The 17,594-nt window shown below is 29.9% G+C and carries 13 protein-coding genes and 1 rRNA gene; 3 read left to right on the top strand and 11 right to left on the bottom strand.

Translation table 11 applies throughout. The features are described from left to right. The 3 genes from GXK56_RS11435 to GXK56_RS11425 form a co-directional block, all read right to left on the bottom strand. Positions 1 to 385, bottom strand: a 16S ribosomal RNA gene (locus GXK56_RS11435); the annotation flags it as partial. A 384-nt stretch (positions 386 to 769) separates the two neighbouring features. After that, positions 770 to 1,720 (bottom strand): GNAT family protein, encoded by a 951-nt coding sequence (locus tag GXK56_RS11430; RefSeq protein ID WP_160687591.1) that lies wholly within the window; start codon positions 1,718 to 1,720, stop codon positions 770 to 772. A 273-nt stretch (positions 1,721 to 1,993) separates the two neighbouring features. Then, on the bottom strand, positions 1,994 to 2,755 hold the full coding sequence (locus GXK56_RS11425) for a tRNA threonylcarbamoyladenosine dehydratase (protein WP_160687590.1): 762 nt from the start codon (positions 2,753 to 2,755) through the stop codon (positions 1,994 to 1,996). Positions 2,756 to 3,376: 621 nt separating this feature from the next. Between GXK56_RS11425 and GXK56_RS11420 the strand changes: the two genes are divergently transcribed. After that, entirely contained in the window at positions 3,377 to 4,069 is a 693-nt protein-coding gene (locus tag GXK56_RS11420) for a 5'-methylthioadenosine/adenosylhomocysteine nucleosidase (RefSeq protein WP_160687589.1), read from the top strand. A 54-nt stretch (positions 4,070 to 4,123) separates the two neighbouring features. On the opposite strand, the gene GXK56_RS11415 is transcribed toward GXK56_RS11420, so the two are convergent. The 7 genes from GXK56_RS11415 to GXK56_RS11385 form a co-directional block, all read right to left on the bottom strand. Beyond that, positions 4,124 to 6,127 (bottom strand): methyl-accepting chemotaxis protein, encoded by a 2,004-nt coding sequence (locus tag GXK56_RS11415; RefSeq protein ID WP_160687588.1) that lies wholly within the window; start codon positions 6,125 to 6,127, stop codon positions 4,124 to 4,126. Between the two features lie 276 nt (positions 6,128 to 6,403). Continuing rightward, positions 6,404 to 7,225: a nitroreductase family protein gene (locus tag GXK56_RS11410; RefSeq protein WP_160687587.1), complete on the bottom strand. Its 822-nt coding sequence runs from the start codon at positions 7,223 to 7,225 to the stop codon at positions 6,404 to 6,406. 119 nt (positions 7,226 to 7,344) lie between these two features. Continuing rightward, positions 7,345 to 7,929: a TetR/AcrR family transcriptional regulator gene (locus GXK56_RS11405; protein ID WP_160687586.1), complete on the bottom strand. Its 585-nt coding sequence runs from the start codon at positions 7,927 to 7,929 to the stop codon at positions 7,345 to 7,347. Between the two features lie 216 nt (positions 7,930 to 8,145). Continuing rightward, a complete protein-coding gene (locus GXK56_RS11400; protein WP_160687585.1) occupies positions 8,146 to 9,483 on the bottom strand; it encodes a potassium channel family protein in 1,338 nt (445 codons plus the stop codon). 204 nt (positions 9,484 to 9,687) lie between these two features. Beyond that, positions 9,688 to 11,394, bottom strand: coding sequence for a methyl-accepting chemotaxis protein (locus GXK56_RS11395; RefSeq protein ID WP_160687584.1), 1,707 nt, complete (start codon positions 11,392 to 11,394; stop codon positions 9,688 to 9,690). 1 nt (position 11,395) lies between these two features. After that, positions 11,396 to 12,700 (bottom strand): extracellular solute-binding protein, encoded by a 1,305-nt coding sequence (locus GXK56_RS11390; RefSeq protein WP_160687583.1) that lies wholly within the window; start codon positions 12,698 to 12,700, stop codon positions 11,396 to 11,398. A gap of 305 nt (positions 12,701 to 13,005) precedes the next feature. Then, positions 13,006 to 14,361, bottom strand: coding sequence for a putrescine aminotransferase (locus GXK56_RS11385; RefSeq protein ID WP_160687582.1), 1,356 nt, complete (start codon positions 14,359 to 14,361; stop codon positions 13,006 to 13,008). Between the two features lie 370 nt (positions 14,362 to 14,731). Between GXK56_RS11385 and GXK56_RS11380 the strand changes: the two genes are divergently transcribed. Further along, on the top strand, positions 14,732 to 15,496 hold the full coding sequence (locus tag GXK56_RS11380; RefSeq protein WP_160687581.1) for a helix-turn-helix transcriptional regulator: 765 nt from the start codon (positions 14,732 to 14,734) through the stop codon (positions 15,494 to 15,496). Between the two features lie 13 nt (positions 15,497 to 15,509). Beyond that, entirely contained in the window at positions 15,510 to 15,842 is a 333-nt protein-coding gene (locus tag GXK56_RS11375) for a YddF family protein (RefSeq protein ID WP_243156086.1), read from the top strand. Between the two features lie 134 nt (positions 15,843 to 15,976). Here the strand turns inward: GXK56_RS11375 and GXK56_RS11370 are convergent, their stop codons facing one another. After that, positions 15,977 to 17,458 (bottom strand): aldehyde dehydrogenase family protein, encoded by a 1,482-nt coding sequence (locus GXK56_RS11370; protein ID WP_160687580.1) that lies wholly within the window; start codon positions 17,456 to 17,458, stop codon positions 15,977 to 15,979. Between the last annotated feature and the right edge of the window lie 136 nt (positions 17,459 to 17,594).

The following is a 17,594-nucleotide window of genomic DNA, read 5'->3' as shown; positions in this document are numbered from 1 at the left end:
CAGGGTTTCCCCCATTGTGCAATATTCCCCACTGCTGCCTCCCGTAGGAGTCTGGGCCGTGTCTCAGTCCCAATGTGGCCGATCACCCTCTCAGGTCGGCTACGCATCGTCGCCTTGGTGAGCCGTTACCTCACCAACTAGCTAATGCGACGCGGGTCCATCTCATAGCGGATTACTCCTTTAATTGCTGTACCATGCGGTACTACAATCTTATGCGGTATTAATCTTCCTTTCGAAAGGCTATTCCCCTCTATGAGGCAGGTTACCCACGTGTTACTCACCCGTCCGCCGCTAATCCACTCCCGAAGGAGCTTCATCGCTCGACTTGCATGTGTTAAGCACGCCGCCAGCGTTCGTCCTGAGCCAGGATCAAACTCTCAATAAAAAGTTTAATCTTAGCTTACTCAAAAAAAATTGCTGGTTTACTTAAATGTATTTATCTTATTCTGTTCAATTTTCAAAGACCATTTTCTTTCTACAACTTTCGTTGTAACTTATTGTTTTTTATTGTCACACTCAAGCAACTCACTTAGTTTATCACTTGATTTGAATCTTGTCAACAACTTTTTTCAAATTTTTCAAAACTCTTTCAAAAAAGGTTTTTATTTGATTTCTTTTAGTTGTTTGCGTCTCTCAGCGACGTGTTTTATCTTAACATATCTAATTCTCTAAATAATTTCAAAAAACATAATTTATCGAATTTGATTCTATATTTCTTTATATTTCTCTACTTTTCTCCACAATTCTATTATTGATACACCAGGTTTAGTTAATTATGTTTTTCAAAATCTTCTTTTAAAATATAATATGTTGCATGATCTCTCCATTTCCCATTAATTAAAAGATATTTTTCATTTACGCCAAGCATTTTAAAGCCACATCCATCTAATACACCTCTGGATTTTTCATTATCTACTAAGGCAGACGCTTCAACTCTATGAAGTTCACATTCATCAAAAACATACTTCAAGAAAAGCCTTACACTTTCTTTCATATATCCTTTTCCTTGTTCTTCTTCATCTATTGAATATCCTAACATTCCATTTTTGAATGATCCGTGTAAAATCCTTGAAAGTTTTATTTTTCCGATTAATCTTTTTTCTTTAAAAATCCCCAACTCAATGGTCACTCCATTTAAAAACTCTCTATAACTCTTATTTAAATTTTTCTTTTGACTTTCTAATGTATAGAAATTGCTATCTTTAACAGGTTCAAAAGGTTCTAAATGTTTTTTATTTTTTTTATAATATTTCAATAATTCTTCAGCATCCCCGGAAGTTAAGTTTCTAAGAACTACATTTTCACCAACTAACTCTACTAAAGAATACTTACTCATCAAATTATATTCTTTTTTTGTTATGCCAAATGATAATTCATCAAAATATTCACCTTTAAAATATTGATTTTGGCTCAATATTCCTTCCAATGTAAATCCCAAATCTATAAACGGATTAATCTCTATTTTTTCATTAACTATAATATTTACCTTAGAAATATTAATATCTTTAAAAGTTGCTTTCAAAATAAGAATCAAAGTATCCATTAATAAAGTATAATCATTTTCTCTATAGAACTTAAGATTTATATTACAAGTTCTAATTTGATTGTTTAATTCTGATGTTATAAACCTGCCTATAACAATATCATTCTTGTCTTTTATCAAATATTCCGTTTCACTTGATTTATGTGAATGTATTTTTACACTGAAATCTGATTCCATACATTTCTCTCCTAAATATATAAGTATTTTAACTAAAGCTCTTATTTTTGTTGAAAACAAGAATGTTTTCAATCACACAATAACGATTCAACATTTAACAGAAATTTTCCTTTGTTGTTTCTTCTAAATTTTAAGTTTAACATTACAATATTATATATAAATTATGAACTACTTTAACAATAAAATATCACAAAATAATAATCCTATGGTAATTTCAATATCAATTCTACCACAGGATCATTATATTACTATATTCTTAAAGTATTAGCCAGTTTAATTCACTCCTAATATATCTTTAATAACTTCTCCTCCAATTATCATACCTGCAACTGGCGGAACAAAAGATATACTTCCAGGTATCTGACGTTTAACTGCACACTTTTTAGTTCCTCCTGTACAAACACATCCTGTCTTACAAGTAACCACATCATCATATTCAGGTTTTATTGGAACTTCCTCTGAATATATAACTTTTAATTTTTCTATTCCTCTTTTCCTTAGCTCATGTCTCATAACCTTTGCTAAAGGACAAACTTTTGTTTTGAATACATCTGTAACTTTAAATTGAGTTGGGTCTAACTTATTACCCGTTCCCATAGAACTAATAATTCTTATTTCTTTTTTATAGCAGTATTCAGCAAGTCCTAATTTGGCTGAAACTGTATCTATTGCATCAACAACGTAATCAGCATCATCTGGTATTATTTCTGCAATATTTTCTTGTGTAACAAAAATTTGATGTATTATAACCTTACAATTTCTATTTATGGATTCTATCCTTGCCTTCATCACTTCTACTTTTGGTTTACTTATAGTATCAAATGTGGCATGAACCTGTCTATTTAAATTTGTTAAACAAACAGTATCATCATCAATAATAATTAATTCTCCAACCCCAGCTCTTGCAAGTGCTTCAACAGTATAACTTCCTACTCCTCCAACACCGAAAACAACAACCTTGCTATTTTTCAATTTATCTAATCCATCTTTACCTATTAAAAGTTCTGTTCTCGATAAAGAATGTTGTGCTGCCATAAGTTTCTCTCCTTTAAACATATTATGTACAAGGTATTTTCGCCCCCTGCCATGGCATTATTTTACCATATTGATTTGTATAAACTACACCGAACACCTCTTGTTTCATCTATACAATTAATATGCCTAACTTAATCATTTGAATATATTATTAATATTTATTGATATTATAGCATAAAAAAATTTAAACTTATCCTATTAATAATATTATATTGTTTCTTTTTTACTTACAATTGTACAATTCAAATATTTTATCCACAATAATTATTATTTTTTAGATTTTATGCACAAATTTATTAAGTATATTGTTAATAATATTGCTTTGTTTTTATGTTTTTGTGGATTCTTTTTTATATGACTTTTAAATATTTCTATCTAAACAATATTTTTATATAAAACTATAAAAACTCCATCCTTATGACTACAATTTTAATATTTAATCTATTAAAAATGAGAATTAATGATTATAATATAAATAATGTCATGTATATTTTTTGAACATACTCTAATATAAATAATTTTTAATTAAATATTATTTTATGCTTTTAGTTTATTAATATACTAAAAATTTTACAAAACAGTATGAAAAATATATAAGTTTAATTTTAGGAGGATTTTTATATGACTATTGGTATAATTGCCGCTATGGCAGAAGAATTAGAAATCTTATTAAAAGATTTATCACTTGAAGAAAAAAGAGAAAAAGCTAATATGACTTTTCATAAAGGTAATTTATATGGCAAAAAAGTTGTGGCTGTAGTATGCGGAATTGGTAAGGTTAATTCAGCTGTTTGTACTCAAATATTAGCTTCTGAATACAATGTTGATAAAGTTATCAATGTTGGAGTTGCAGGAGGAATTGGTAAGGATATTTATCCAGGAGACATAGTTGTTGCAGAAAACCTAGTTCAACACGACATGGATACTACGGCTTTTGGCGATAAAATGGGACAAATTCCAAGACTTGATACTTTTGATTTTAAATGTGATGAGCAAATGGTTGCATTTGCAAAAAAGGCTTGCGAAGAAATTTCAGAGTTAAATAGTTTTATAGGTAGAATTGTTTCTGGAGATCAATTTATTGCAAATGTTGAAAAAATTCAATGGCTTGATAAGGAATTCGGAGCAATTTCTTGTGAAATGGAAGGAGCAAGTATAGCTCAAGTATGTTATTTAAACTCAATTCCATTTGTAGTTATAAGATCAATTTCTGATAATGCAAACAATGGAGCACATATGGATTACCAAAACTTCATTCCTATTGCAGTTAAAAATTCCACTAGAATTTTAAAACAAATGCTTGAAATGATGTAAAAATCAATCATGGTTTCAATTCTGTATATAGATTGAAACCATGATTTTTATTGTCTATAATTTAAAATTCCTTAATTCATCTTGTAGTTTATTTGATATATCTTGTAAATCACCAGCATGTTGAGTCAGTTCATCCATGGTAGCATTCACTTCTTCCGCGGATGCTGTTACCTCTTCTGATATGGATGCAGACTCTTCTGAAACTGCTGCTATATTTTGAATTTGAGCATTTACTTCTTCTCTATTAGCATGCATCTTTTCGTTTAAAATATTAATATGGTCTATAGCACCACTTAATGGAATTATAGAATCAACTATTTTATTAAATATATCTTCTGTTTCTCTAATAGCTTTACCTTGTTCTTGTGACATTTCTTTACTTTCTTCCATTGCTACATGGGCATTATTAGCATTAGTATTAATTTCAGAAATAATGGCCTTTATTTGATCTGTAGATGTTTTAGATTCTTCTGCAAGCTTTCTAATTTCATCTGCCACAACTGCAAAGCCTTTTCCTGCTTCCCCAGCTCTTGCTGCTTCTATGCTTGCATTCAATGCTAAAAGATTTGTTTGTTCTGTAATACCAGCTATTGCATTTGACATATAGTTTATCTTATCTATACTTTTAGTCATTTCATTAACCATTTTTGCTGATTCAATAGCATTTTCTTTAGCTTTACCTGCTTTATCTATTAGATCTCTAACTATGATAATTCCTTTATTACTTAATTTTTCTGTTTCATTTGATAATTTATTTATGTGACTTGTATGTCTTCCAACCTCATCAATTCTATCTGACAATTCTCCAACACTTGCTGCTACCTCTGTAGATGATTGAGCTTGATTGGTTGCACCACTAGCTACTTCTTGTATTGCATTTGCTACTTCTGAAATTGAAGCTGTAGTTTCTTGTGACATACTTGATATACTTACAGAGGCTTCAAGTAAATCTGATGATGTACTTTGAACTTTCTTCATCAGTTCAGATACATTGTCTATCATAAAGTTAAAATCTTGTCCTAATTCACCAAATTCGTCCTTAGCTGTAACATTTACTCTTGCAGTAAAGTCACCTGATGCAACCTGACTAAGAGATTTCTTTATTTTATTTATTTCCTTCATTAAATATAATGTGGCGAAAATTCCAACAGCTATTCCAACAATTGCACAAATTATTGCAGAACTAATTATTGCTATCTTCATGATGGATACATTATCTGTTACTTCTTTACTATCAATTATACCTATTAGTTTCCATCCTGTTATAGCATTGGTTTGTTGGCACACATAAGAAGATTTACCCTTATATTCTAAAGAATATATTCCTCTATCTTCACCTTTAGCTGAATTCCAAAACGTTAAATCACTAACTGTTTTTTCTATGTCTACATTTTTCTCATTATTAGCTATAATGTCACCATCTTTATCTACTAACATTATAAAACCTGTATTTAATAGCTGAATATCTCCAACATATTTGTTTAATGAATCCAATGACATATCAATTACTATAACGCCAATAAATTGACCCTTCTCATCTTTTACTCCTTGGGCAAGCGTCATAACTTGTTTCCCAGTAACTTTATCTGTATATGGCTTTATGTATATGACTTTTCCATTGGCTTTTTTTGCTTCTACGTACCATTCTCTTTCTTTATAATTAAAATCCTTCAAGCTCAAAACACTGCTATCTAACACTATTTCACCATATTCTCCTGCATAACCTACATTAATAACTCCATCAACAGAATCCTTTATATCACTAAAAACCCCTTGAATATATTGTGTTGTAAGTTGATGATTTGCTTGAGGATTTGACAAGTCTTTTATGTCAGAATTTCTTGATAGTATATCCAATTCAGTGTTTAAAACATCTAAATACTCAGTGAATCCCTTATCAACTTCTTTAATTGTTTGAATGCTCGTTGTCTTTAAATTGTTCTCTAATACAGATTGTGATTTTAATATTGAAATTTCCCCAGTAACCAATATTGGTAATACAATCATAATAACAATTCCAATAACTATTTTCCTAAATAATTTGCTGCTTTTCTTCATAGATGCATCTCCTAATAAAATTTTTAATTTTTTTGCGTTTTTATAATACCTAGACTTAGTAATAAAATAATTTTACTGTATAAATATTGCATTTTCCAACATTATTTAGTCGAATTTGCTCACTGTAAAGGTTATCTCCTTATTTTTTCTCTCACCATTGTTAATATCCTCATTAATTCATGTATTTTTTGACAAAAGAAAAGGATAAAAAAGCTATCTGAAACAAAACGTTTTATTTCAGGTAGCTTAATAAAATTTATTTATACTATAAACTTATTACTTCCATGATATACTTGCATCTTTTCTTGGAACGGTTCTAGAATATTTTACATTTGGATAACCTATAACCATACAAGTTATTATTTCTTGATTTCCTTCAAGTCCAAGTAATTCTCTAATTTTTTCATTTCCTTGTGCAGCCATTACAAAGAAACCGCTAAAAAATGTTCCAAGCCCTTGTGCATTAGTCATTAGTTCCATATTTGAAGATGCTAATGCTCCATTAATTTGAGAATCAGATACTGCGAGGATTAAAGCTGGAGCATTAAAAAATAATTTATCATTCTTTTCAGGATTTTCTTTATATTCATTATACATCCTTATCCACATTTGTGCATATCTCTTAAAAGGCATTGTTTGAGGATTTAAATTTTTTAGCAATTCTTCTCCTCTATTCTTAAGGTTTTCTAATACCATTTCTTTTAGTAGATTAATATTATCTTTAACTACGATGTACGAAACATTTTGAGCATTAGTTCCTGTTTGAGTAAATCTTCCTGCTTCTATTATTTTTAGCAGCTTTTCTGTTTCAACGTCTTTATCTTTAAATTGTCTTACAGATCTTCTAAACTTTATAAAATTAAGAAGTCTATCAGATTCTATTTCAAATTCAGCTTCATTATATTCTTTTACTTCGTCCATATTATATTCATCTGTAGAAATTGCATCTTTTGGACAAACAGCTATGCAGTGCCCACATTTCATACATGTAATATTATTAATCTCTGCCTTTCCATTAGAAACTTTTATACAATTAGGAAAGCAATCTTTAACACAAAGTCCGCATCCAATACATTTTTCACTATTTACATTCATCATAATTTTATTAACTCCTTCAAATTTATGTATTTGTAGATATCTTTAATAAATTTGCTTACAATATCTAATTTGAATATAGTAAACAACTTTAAACCTTGAACATACGCAAGTAATTTTATCTAAACTCTTTTACAATTAACTAATTCATCTACTAAAGTTTCAATTGCCTTTTCTCTGTCTTCCTTATTATAAAAATCAAAACCAGTTTCATTTTTTATCTTTTCAGCTTTCAAAAATATATAATTTATGTATCCCGCAATTAAATAATTTTTAATTAAAAGTTTGTGCCTATCATCTCCATAAAGATCTTTTAGACACTTATTATAAGCATCTTCTGAACTTAACAAATGGGCTGTACCTTTGTTATTTTCTAGATCATCTAAAATTGCAATCTTTGAGATTTCAGAATTGTCTGCAATAAAATTTACAACTTCTTTTAATATAATGGTAAGCCTTTTAATGGGAGATTCATTTTCCTTAGTTTTCATCTTTTCGCTTAATTTGTTTGTGGCACAATTCATAACTTTTTTCACCGCTAACCTGATTAAATTATCTTTGCTTTGAAAATGATAATTTACCATTCCATTACCAAGCTCTGCTGTTTCAGTAATATCCTTAACAGTGATTTCACTGGGTTTTTTCCCCTGGCAAATCATCTTGATAGTCACATCTATAAGCCTCTCTTTAGCATCATTTTCACCCATACTTTCACCTCCATCTTTTTAATTCGAACGACATACTGTACAGCATACAGTATATCATCCAAGATGTATTTGTCAAGCTTTAAACCTATTATTTATCAATAATAAAAGCAGGATTTCTTAGATTGCTTTAACTAAAAAATCCTGCTAAACAATAAACATATATAATTTTTATTATTAAAACTTCATCAAAGATTAATACAGCGACAACTTAATATCTTAGAAAAATCTTCTTGATAAAGTTACTACAAAGCTTGCACAAAAAAACACACCTAATAGTGATTCCAAGCTAACAATTAACTTCATCCAATTAAGAGGCATTATATCTCCATAACCAACAGTAGTAAATGTTATTATAGTAAAATATAATACATTCCCAAACTTACTAATCAAAAATTTCATATCGAAAGTAGATGTTTTAAACATTTCGAAAGTTATACTGAATAAACTCTTAGGAGCTATCAATGTATCTTTATATATCAATAAATTTGGGAACATACTATATACTAAAAAGAAAGCAACTAATATTAATCCCATAGACAATAAAGTTCTTTCCCAACTCGTATAATACTTAGTAGCTATTTCAATTAAGTACTCTAATAAGTTGTACTTTCCCTTTCTCTTATGTTTTCTTTCGAGTCTTTCATAGCGTTTGAAATAATAAAAGGTTTTTAGATATTGCTCTATTCTTCCACTGGATTTATATATATCAGATACAATCAAAAAATTCCACTTAGTCTTTTTCAAATCATTTTCAAATATTAAAGGTTCATATTCTTTATTTTCCAATAGCTCATATTCTAAATAACACTTATCAGAAAAATTAGTTTTATATAGACTAAACTTACCATTTAACTCATCAAAATTAATCTCTGAGTTTTTATAAAAAGAACATTGATAAAAATTCAATTCCCCATTAACCTCTAACTCTAATTTGCTCAATCCTTCAAATCTGGAATCAACAAAAATTAAATCTTGCATTCCTACTACTTTATCTAATATAAAATCATTTAAAATAGTTACTTCTTGAAACAGTATGTCGGTTTGAAATTTGGAAGTATTAATATAAAGTTTCCCAATCTCAGAATTCTCCATTACTAAATTTTCTTTATATGTTACATTAGTAATTCTTGCTTTTTCACAGTTTACAAACCTTACAAATAAATTCTTTTCCAACGTGGAATCATTAATCTTTATTCTTCTGTAATCTCCACCCCAAAGTTCTACATCTTCGAAGAAATAGCAGTTGGTAAAACTCAGGTATAAAGATTCCTCTATTTTAGGCTCACAGTAACTATCAATTTTAAATTTTTTCAAAAATATAGCATTGTAAAAATTACCACATATATTTGTACATTCAAAAGTAACTAATATCTTAAGTTGTTTTTCTGCATATTCCATGGAATTAGACACATATTTCAATAATTTCTCTTCTGTGTTTATAATCCTATATGTTTGTATTTTATCATCTTTTGCTATGGATACTACTTCTATACCTTCTTCAATTTGCGTTGAGTATAGTTCGTTAAATTCTATTATTACTCCCTCTTTTCCCATTCCCCTGCCCCATTCTTATGTAACCTTAAATATACTATTCTATATAATTAAGGTTAATATAATTATACATTATTTTTTTACTATAACATATATTACCTTAAAATTATGTTATAGAAAAAATACTCACTTTTTAGTTGATAGCTTTTTTCCTTTAGCTTCCTACTATAAAGTGAGTATATATTGTGGGTAGTTTACCATTTTATATTATTTACTGCCATTAACCTTGAATGTACTAATTAAATTTAGTAGTTCTTCTGACATAACGCTTAAAGAAGCTGCTGAATTTGCAACACCTTCCATAGTTGCTAACTGCTCTTCAGTAGATGCAGATACATTTTGAGTTCCATCAGCTGCTGCTTTAGAAATTGTTTGAATTGTATCAAAGGCTGTAACCAGTTTATCTGTACCTTCACTCATGTGCTTTGATGCTTTTGAAACTTCTTCAATTGTATTTCTAACCTCATTAATAGAATTTTGTATCATATCAAAAGATGTTCCAGCTGCATAAACAGTTTCTATTCCATCTTCAACTTCTTTTTCGCCTTCTTCAACTATACTTATAGTTTTTCTAGTCTTATCTAATATTGTTTTTACAACATCTGATACTTGTTTTCCTGATGCAGCTGTCTGTTCTGCTAATTTACTTACTTCAGACGCTACTACTGCAAAACCTTTTCCAGCTTCTCCTGCTCTTGCCGCCTCTATAGATGCATTTAATGAAAGAAGGTTTGTCTGATCTGCAATATCTGTTATAATGCTTATTATTTGATTAATTTTGTTAGATTGATCTCCTAATTCATTAACAGCTTGTGCAATATCTGCTACGATATTTTTAATAGAATTCATTTGTTCTATTGTCTTTTGAACTGCTGTATTTCCTTCTATTATAAGCTCTGACGTTTTTACTACTTGGTCATTTACATTCTGTGCTCTTAAATTAATTTCATTTGCCTCATCATCCATTTTACGTACTGAATTAACATTTTCTTCAACGCTAGTAACTTGGCGTTCTGTTCCACTTGCCAAATCTTGAGTAATACTAGCAACATATTTAGTAACTTTAGTAGTTTCCGCGGCACCTGTTGTCATTTCTTCCGCTGACTTTGCTACTTGTGAAGCTGCTGTGCTCATTTCTAAAATCAGCTTTCGCAAATTATTAGTCATTTTATTGAAAGCCTTAACCAATTCACTAATTTCATCATTACTCTTTGTTTTAATTTGTATTTCATTGGTCGTAAGATCTCCTTCAGCAATTTTAGATGCTGTTTCTGATAATAATTTAATTGGCTTTGAAATTAAGTTGCTAATCCAATATGCAATGCTCAATCCTAACAATAATGTAATAATTGTTATAGCTGTAATAAGAATTTTTGTAGAATTAACTATTTTTTTTGTGCTTTCAATTTCTTTATTTAAGACTTCTTCTTCGTTATTAATAAACTTTTCTGCTGTTTCTGTAAACTTTTGAATTAATGGTCCTTGAGCTTCAGCATTTTTTGTGTATTTATCTATGCTATTTTTTCTTTTATCATCAATCATTTGGTCAGCTGCAATAACGTATTGTTGTTGAATTAAATCTAATCCTTGCAAAATCTGCCAACTATCTTTGCCTTTTATTAGTTCACTAATTTGTTTACTTTTTTCATTATACATATCAAATGCTCTTTGATATGACTTTAAATACGCAGCATCACCTGTTAAAAGAAAGTAATTTACACTAGCTTGCTCATCACTAATAGCATTGTTTAAATCCTTAACATAACTTACAATTTTAGTATTATTATTTATCAGATTTGTATTTTTATCATTTACTTTGCTTGTTAATATATAATTAGCTACAGCAACAATAACTAAAAATAGCAGTACAGCCGTAAATCCACCATATAGTTTTTGACGAATAGTAATTCTCATATTACTCTCCTCCTTTCACACCACTTAGAATTTTGTTTGCACTTGTTCTAAATTGCTTAGCAGCATCTTCTGGTGTAAGTTTGCCAGCCAAAATTTCATCAGATAATCTTTGTAAAAGTGCATTAACATTACCTGCTGTATTTGGTGTTGGTGGATCTTGAGGACTTGGATTTTCTTTAATATATTTTAGAAATAAATACTGTTGCTTATCAGCTTCACTTGCTTTCTTTTCTAAATTATCACTTACCTTTGTCGAAGTTGATACTCCTCTTTCTGCTTTTAATATGTCGTTAACCTCTAAATCGTTTGTTAAAAAATCAATGAATTCCATAGCTTCTTTTTTATGCTTAGAATATGACGAAACACAAAGATACATTGATGGTCTAATACAGCTCGTAATTTTTCCTTTTGTTTTTGAAGGCACTGATACTATTTTCATAACTGTATTAGTAGATTTATTAAGACCAGATACTTGATTAGTAACTCCCCACCAAAGTGCAGATTTTCCAGATGAAATCAAAGTATTCTTATCTGTGATTGTAACTGGTGCAATTAAACCTTCATCAAGACATTTTTTATAAAATTTAAAATAATCTATAAAAATCTGATCATCTTTATAACCTAATGCTGTTCCTTCTGAATTAAAATATGTGCTTCCATATGCCCTAACAAAATTATTGTAATCAACAAAATTAGCTAATGGATAAAAATTCGGATCATTTATTTGAGATTTTAGCTTTTTAAGAGTTTCATATAATTCATCATATGTATATCCAGACTTAAGTATATCTACTCCAGCCTTTTCAAACATCGATGGATTTACGGCCACACAATACGCATTAATTCCCCATGGAAGCCCATATAGCTGTCCATTATCAATTCCAGCCTCCAAGCTTGATTTATCAACATCAGATAAATTCACAATATTTTTCTCAACATATGGTTCAAATGATTCAAATAAGTTTCTATTTGCATAATCATGAACAAAATCATAATTAGCTTGAATAATATCAGGCATGTCCTCATCTGCTGTATTCATAGCTAAGTTAACCTTTACATCCGTTGTATTTGCATAACTTGTTGTTTCAAATTTTACATTTGGATGCTTTTGTTGAAATAATTGAATTGCTTTTTCTGTTAATTCTTTTCTTTGATTATTCCCCCACCATATCATTTTCAATTTTACTGTTTGAGCATCATCAGCTTTATCACTTAATACTTCATTAGATTTACTACATCCAATCCCGCCAAATGATATCGTTATCAGAAAAATCATAAAAAAAATGCAACTTAATATTTTTTTCATCCTAACCTCTCCTTACATTAAAATTTAAAATTGTTTTACAGTATTTTATTTATTACATTTTATAAATTGCTTATGAATATAATATATAAAATTTTATATTTTATTGTCACCTAATATCTTATAATATTCTCTTTTTTTTCCCTTTTTCCTTTATAAAACGACTATTATTTTTTTATTTTATAAATCTTGCATTCATCATATTTATATATAGTTGTATTTAACGTTAATTGTTTCATGAACATTCATCTTATTAAATATAAAAAAGGTGCTATATATTAAATATATAGCACCTCTTCTTAAAACTCTTATAAGCTAAACTCTTTCTTTGTATCATCCAGTGCAGCATCCATTCTTTCAATCACATTATCCATGTCTTCTTTTGTAATAACGGCTGCTGGCTCAAAACGAACACATTTTGCATTTACTAAGGTACCTGCTGTCATTACACCTCTTTTGAACATTCCCTTAGCAACCGAATATCCTATATCACTTTCACAGAACTCAACTGCTAACATAAGTCCAATCCCTCTGACATCGTTAATTACTGTAGGATACTTCTTCCATAACTTTTCTAATCCCGCTTTTAAGTACTCCCCTTTTTCTTTACATTGTCCTGGTACATCATTTTCAAGCATATACTTTATTGTTGCTATTGCTGCTGAACAACAAACTGGATTTCCACCAAAGGTCGGCGATCCAAGCAGCCATGGATTATCAATTAATTCTTCTGTCCACATTTTAGGTCTACATATAATACCTGTTATTGGCATTATTCCTCCTCCAAAGGCTTTTCCAAAAGTCATGATATCAGGTGTTACCCCTTCTGCTTCACATCTCCACATAGCTCCTGTTCTACCCATACCAGTTTGAATTTCATCAAATATTAATGCAACCCCATATTCATCACATATTTTACGAACTTCTTTTAAATATCCTTCTGGAGGGACAATAATTCCTGCTTCTCCTTGTATTGGTTCTAATATAACCGCTGCGACTTTCTCTCCTACTGCATGAAGATTTCTTATTGCCTTTCTCATATCTTCTGAATTACCATATTCCACATGTTGAACTTGTTGCACCATTGGTGTGTAAGGAATTCTATAGGTGCCTTTTCCTCCCATAGAAACAGCCCCCATTGATTTACCATGAAAGGCTCCAACTGTTGATATATACCATCTTCCACCTGTTGCAATTCTTGCAAGCTTTAGTCCCATTTCTACAGCTTCAGCTCCTCCATTAGTAAAGAAGCAATATTCTAAATCCCCCGGAGTAATATCTGCAACTGCTTTTGCAAGATATCCTCTCAACGGATCTAGTAATTCTTGTGAATGTAATGCTTGGTGATCAAGTTGTGCTTTTACAACATCAAGTATATCTTCATTTCTATGTCCGCATGTGTAAATACCAAAACCACCTAAGCAATCAATAAACTTTTCCCCATAAAGGCCTGTACAATAAGCACCTTTATCTGTCCATTCTACCACTGCTGCATTAGTTGATACCGATTTCCTATATTTAAGCCAGCCTGGACTTACATAGTTATCAAAATAATTTACTGTATCCTTTGTAATTTGTTCCTTTTCATCATTTGTTAACTCATCTGATTTAATGAAACCTATAACTTTTTCTAAATCTTCTATAACTTGCTTTCTTTCTCTCATAATTTTATTCCTCCCTAAAATTAAAACGGCATATTAATTGATTTTTGAACCAATAATACACCGTTGTATTTGCGTTATTTCATTTATTGCTATTATTATAAGATAAATAATGTAGTATATACAATTCTCTTGAGGTATGGTTATAACATTATTTTAAGAGTATATATACTACTTTATAAGTACCTTTAATCTTAATTTTAATACATAATTCATAATACTTAATAAGTGTTTGGGATAAACTTGCTAATCTTATGAAAGCTTGCTTTGTCTACCTTCAGTATTTTAACAAATATATACAATAGCTCTCGATTATGATACACTATTTTTTAATGAGGAATACTTAATTTTAATTATAATGAGAGGTATTTATATGCAAAACAATGAATTTCTCTTAATAAATAATATAATATATCAAATTCATAGTATGCTTGATTTCAATACTATGAAAATAACATTCCTAAATCTTTTAAAGATGATTATTCCAAACACAGCTTCTAGTATATTAATGGCTGATCATACTGATTCAGACAATCTTCTTTACGAGCCAGTTTGTATACCTGAAATTTACTCGGAAGTTGAAAAAAGTTATTTATTGAATCAAGATCAAGATTATGCTAAATGGGTCATGTTAAGTGGTCAATGCTTATTAATTAGAGAAAGCGATTTAATGCCTGAAGAGGAGAGAATAAAAACTATTCTTTATAAGAAATGCTATGAACCATTTGGACTCCATTATTCTTTACAATTGAACCTTGTTTATAATGATTTATTTTTAGGTGTGCTTACATTATATAGAACAAAAGAAGAAGGCGATTTTAATGATGAGGAAATGTTTATAATAAAAGCTTTTAGTGATCATCTTAATTTTCGTTTTTATGAATATTACACAAATGACTCAAAAAATTCTTTAAATCCATCCTATTCAATAGCAAATCTGGCTTCACGATATAATTTAACAAATCGCGAAGTAGAAGTTTTACAACTTATTTTTCAAGATATGAATAACGATGAAATAGCAGAAAAACTCTATATAAGTGGATATACCTTAAAAAAGCATATACAAAATTTATACCGCAAATTTAATGTTTCTACTAAATGGAACTTATTGAAATTCAGAGAAGAAAATGATTTTTAGAGGTGATGTTATAATGTCTAATAATATGAAGATTGGAATATTTAATGGAACAATCGCAACAACAAATGGTTTATATAGAATTAGTGACATAACTGTTGATGATGCGAAAAAACTTGTATTGGAAAATGGTTTTATTTCTGCAATAGGCCATGAAGCAACTGCTAAATGTATATCAGATACCTTTAATATTAATATACCTATGAATCGTATAGACTTCAAACAAGAAATTGGTCAAAAAGCTATTGTTTTTAAATTAAACAAAAGACCTCCTGAAGGTAGTATTTTGTGCAGAGCTGAAATAGATGAAATAGGCTATTCTTTTAAATTAATGGAGCGGTTAGAATAATTGCTATACTCATTTTTAGCAGTTAATTCCAATGTTATAATGCATATAAAAATAGTAACTTGAACTTTATTCAAGTTACTATTTTTATATTTTTTAATGATTTAAAATTATTGTCTAAGTATTGTATTATTATTTTAGTGTTCATACCATCCAATTGGGCCTGGTGTTAAATTGATATTTATTTGCTTGATTTCTTGGTACTCTTCTAGTCCATGAACACCTAATTCTCTACCATAACCACTCATTTTATATCCACCCCAAGGTGCTTCATTAAAGGTTGGATTATAACAATTAATCCATGTAATTCCCGCTCTAATTTCTCTTATTACCTTTAAAGCCCTTGTACCATCAGAAGTAAATACAGCACCTGCAAGTCCATATATAGTATCATTAGCCAAAGCTATAGCCTCTTCTTCAGTTTTAAAAGTCTGAATAGTTACAACAGGTCCAAATATCTCTTCCTTAACAATTGTCATATCTGATGTACAGTTATCAAATATAGTTGGTCTTACATAATATCCCTCTACACATTCACCCTCTGTATATCTTTCACCGCCACAAACTAATGTAGCCCCTTCATTTTTACCAATTTCAATATATCTTAAAACTGTCTCCATATGTTCCTTTGAAACTAACGGACCCATATCAGGATTATTTACAGGATTTCCAATAGTCATTGCATTTGCTTTTTCTGCAAGACGAGCTACGAATTTATCCTTTATAGATTCTTCAATGATTATACGTGAACCAGCTGAACAAACTTCACCTTGATTAAAGAAAATACCAACCATTGCCCATTCTATAGCGCCTTCAAAATCTGCATCTGCAAAAATTATATTAGGAGATTTCCCTCCAAGTTCCAATCCAACCTTTTTAAGATTTCCAACGGCTGCTCTTGCAATTCCTTGACCTACTTCTGTACTTCCTGTAAAAGTAACCATATCAACATCTTTGCTTTCTGCAATCTCTTGACCCACAGTTCCCCCTGATCCCAATACTAAATTTACGCTACCTTTTGGTAGGCCAACTTCATGAAAAATTTCAAATAACGCTATTGTAGATAGTGGCGTATTAGAACTTGGTTTAAAAACCACACTATTCCCAGCTGCAATGGCTGGAGCTAGTTTCCACACCGCCATTAAAAATGGATAATTCCAAGGAGTAATCTGCCCACATACACCAACCGGCTCATGAACTGTATATGAATGCATTTGTCCAAAACCATCATTTACATCATAAACTCCACCATACGGCTTTGTAATCAATCCTGCATAATATCTAAAGCAATGAATTCCATCATCAACATCACCTTCTGCTTCACGAAGTGGTTTTCCATTATCAATAGTATCTAGCATAGCAAACTTATCTCTTTTTTCTGCTATCTTATCAGCTATATGAAGAAGAATATCTGCACGCGCTTGAGCATTCATTCGCCTCCATTCACCTTTGCCATAAAAGGATTTCTTAGCTGCTGCAATGGCTAATTTAGTATCTTCTATGTCACCTTCTGTAGTCTTTGCTATTATTTGTCCATTAGCAGGATTTATAACCTCTCTTGTTCTTTTAGAAATTGCTTCTACCCATTCCCCATTAATATACATTTTCTTTATTTCCATGCCATCGCTTCCTCTCATTTATTTAATTTATAAGAACAGTTTTTATTAACTTTATAAGTTCTGGTTAATATTTTGTTAAGTCCAGAAATTCCGAAAGAATTTCATTGTTAGTCGAAACATATATCTATAAAAATCT

Source organism: Clostridium sp. C2-6-12, assembly GCF_009928485.1.
GTDB lineage: Bacteria > Bacillota > Clostridia > Clostridiales > Clostridiaceae > Clostridium.
The sequence above is the reverse complement of the archived record's forward strand: the minus strand, read 5'-3'. Positions and strand labels throughout refer to the sequence as shown.